Annotated in this window: 4 protein-coding genes and 1 pseudogene; 1 reads left to right on the top strand and 4 read right to left on the bottom strand. The window is 68.3% G+C overall.

Annotated elements, in window-relative coordinates; genetic code table 11:
• Positions 1 to 611: pseudogene (locus CCL05_RS46960) on the top strand (SCO3374 family protein); the annotation flags it as partial.
• Between the two features lie 9 nt (positions 612 to 620).
• On the opposite strand, the gene CCL05_RS43205 reads toward CCL05_RS46960, so the two are convergent.
• The 4 genes from CCL05_RS43205 to CCL05_RS43190 all read right to left on the bottom strand — a co-directional run bounded on the left by CCL05_RS43205 (position 621) and on the right by CCL05_RS43190 (position 2,650).
• The gene (locus CCL05_RS43205) at positions 621 to 956 is read right to left on the bottom strand and encodes a histone-like nucleoid-structuring protein Lsr2 (protein WP_010048839.1); all 336 of its coding nucleotides are present in this window, start codon (positions 954 to 956) and stop codon (positions 621 to 623) included.
• A gap of 279 nt (positions 957 to 1,235) precedes the next feature.
• Positions 1,236 to 1,769, bottom strand: a complete 534-nt coding sequence (locus CCL05_RS43200) for an amino-acid N-acetyltransferase (RefSeq protein WP_086565907.1) — start codon at positions 1,767 to 1,769, stop codon at positions 1,236 to 1,238.
• A gap of 10 nt (positions 1,770 to 1,779) precedes the next feature.
• Complete coding sequence (locus CCL05_RS43195) at positions 1,780 to 2,250, bottom strand: BlaI/MecI/CopY family transcriptional regulator (protein WP_244204628.1); 471 nt, start codon at positions 2,248 to 2,250, stop codon at positions 1,780 to 1,782.
• Between the two features lie 211 nt (positions 2,251 to 2,461).
• A complete protein-coding gene (locus CCL05_RS43190) occupies positions 2,462 to 2,650 on the bottom strand; it encodes a hypothetical protein (protein ID WP_086565905.1) in 189 nt (62 codons plus the stop codon).
• Positions 2,651 to 2,709: the final 59 nt, after the last annotated feature.

Genomic DNA, 2,709 nt, shown 5'->3' with positions numbered 1-2,709 from the left:
CCGGCGGTGGTACGAGAACGAACTGGGCTGGCCGACGGTGCCCGGCGATCCTCTGCGGCTGGTGGTGGGGGTGCGCTACGACGTCCTGGACGTGCCCTCCGAGGCGGGACACGCGGCCCTGCGGCGCCTGGCCCCGGCCTCTCCGGTGGCTGTGCTCGGCGACCGGATGCGGTTCCTGGTGGCCGCGGGCACGGCGGAGGAACTGTCCGGGCTGCTGGAGTGGCTGGAGTGGGGAACCCTGCCGATCGCCGGGGGTGAACACGCCGGGTGGGCCAGCGCCCTTCGGCGAGAGGGGCGGGACGCTGCCCCGCGAGAGCGACTCGCTGTTGCCCTGCGAGACGGGCGGCGCGTTGTTCCCCGAGCCCGGCTTCTGCCGTGGCCGGCCGCTTCCCCTGGGCCGGTTCGGTTCCCAGGGGGCCGCCGTGTGGCTGCGGCCCCCCGAGCCGGGATGCGAGGTCGAGGCCTCGCTGCCGACGCTGTCGGCCTTGGGGGGCGGTGGAGACGCCCCCGATCTCGTACGGCTGGTGAACACGGTGGCCACGCAGTGCCACCGGGTCCGGCTGCGGCGCACGCGTGCCCAGCCGCCGGCCTTGCGCGCGCAGGGTCGCTAGTGCCGCTGTTCAGCCGTTGGCCTTCTCGTAGGCCTCGCGGATGGTCGCGGGAACACGGCCGCGGTCGTTGACCTCGTAGCCGTTCTCCTTCGCCCAGGCGCGGATGGCCGCGGTGTCCTGGCTGCCGCTCGAAGCCGCACGCGCCTTTCCGCGCCCGCCCGAAGCACGGCCTCCGGTACGACGACCGCCCTTCACGTAAGGCTCGAGAAGGCCGCGGAGCTTGTCCGCATTAGCGGTGGTGAGATCGATCTCGTACGTCTTGCCGTCCAGCGCGAACGTGACGGTCTCGTCCGCCTCGCCGCCGTCGAGGTCGTCGACAAGAAGGACCTGAACCTTCTGTGCCACCGGATTTCCTTTCATCGATATCTTCAGGGCCGGGTGTGCCGGCGTCCGCCGTATCGCCGTCCCCTGTTATATGCAGTACTGCAGTACCTCGGAAAGCAAACCGCTTTTGCCGGAAAAACACAAACCCTCGGCAGAGACCGGCACCCCCGCCTCCGTCCGGAAACGTGCGCGTTTCGGACATAGGGCACCCGGGCAGGGCGGCGGTGCGGAATACGTCTTGAGGAACCGGGCGGGCGGTCATGCGACCGGCTTGCGACTGGCTTGTGTCCGTCCCGGTGATCACAGATGCAGAAGCATCCGGCTGTTGCCCAAGGTGTTCGGTTTCACTCGTTCGAGACCGAGGAACTCCGCGACACCCTCGTCATAGGAACGCAGCAGCTCCGCGTAGACATCCGTGTCGACAGGAGTCTCGCCGATCTCCACGAAGCCGTGCTTGCCGAAGAAGTCCACTTCGAAGGTCAGACAGAAAACACGGCGAACGCCGAGCCAGCGAGCAGTGTGCAGCAACTTCTCCAGCAACTGGTGTCCGACGCCCGCGCCCTTCAGACCGGGCTTCACGGCGAGAGTACGGACTTCGGCCAGGTCTTCCCACATCACGTGCAGGGCGCCGCAGCCGACGACCTCGGCGTTGTCGTCCCGTTCCGCGACCCAGAACTCCTGGATGTCCTCGTAAAGCGTCACCGTTGCTTTGTCGAGCAGGATGCCGCCGCGGACGTAGGCGTCGAGGAGGCGGCGCACGGCCGGGACATCGCTCGTACGTGCCCGTCGGACGGTGATGGCTTTTGTGGGGGCTTCAGGGCTCTTCGCGGACATGACGGGGACGCTATCGCCCACCGGGGTCCTGAGCAGAGGCGGGGTTCTCCGGCCGTTCAGCCGGTTCCGTTCGTTCCGGCGCTTCCGTACGTTCCGGCGGTTCCGTTCCTTCCGCCGGTTCGGCCGGTTCCGACGGTCCGGTCGGTTTCCGGGTTTCCGGGACCTGGGCGATGCGTACGGCATCGCGGAGAGTCTCTCGCTGTTCCTCGCTCATCATGCCGAAGAAGGCGACGAGAGCCGCGGCGGGGTTGTCGCTCTGCGACCAGGCGTCGTTCATCAGGGCGGCGGCGTAGGCGGCGCGTGTGGAGACGGCCTCATATCGATAGGCGCGGCCTTCCGCCTCGCGGCGCACCCAGCCCTTCTGATGGAGATTGTCCAAAACGGTCATCACGGTGGTGTACGCGATGGACCGCTCCTTCTGAAGATCTTCCAGGACTTCTCGAACGGTCACCGGGCGGTTCCACTTCCACACCCGCGACATGACCGCGTCTTCGAGTTCTCCCAATGGGCGAGGCACACCTCAGAACAATAGTGGGAGATCTGGGTAATGGCGTGGCGGACGTGCGCTTCACCGGCGAACGGGAGCAAAAAGGGCGTACGACTCGAAAGTGCGGGCCCTCGCGGGGGGGGCGGCCGCACGGAGTCGTACGCCTCGGAGCGCTGCGCCCAGGGGGGCGGCGGCAGCGGCCGGGTCAGGCCTCGGCCTTCGGGGGCGTCGTGGAGGACTGCCGGGCACCCTCCACGCGGGCGAGGGCGGCATCGACGGCCGCGTCCTCCTTGGCCTTGTTGGCGCCGCCCTGTGTCTTCACGATCACCCGGATCACGCCGATGAAGAAGATGGCCATGACGACCGGGGGCAGGAGCGCGGAGACGTAGTCCATGGATCCAGAGTAGCCACGTCAGCCCGCGGCGAGCTGCTGGGGGTTGGCCGGGGGTGGCG

Source organism: Streptomyces africanus (assembly GCF_002150735.1).
GTDB classification, from domain to species: Bacteria; Actinomycetota; Actinomycetes; order Streptomycetales; family Streptomycetaceae; genus Streptomyces; species Streptomyces africanus.
Note: the sequence above shows the minus strand (reverse complement) of the source record. Positions and strands in the feature narration are given on the sequence as shown.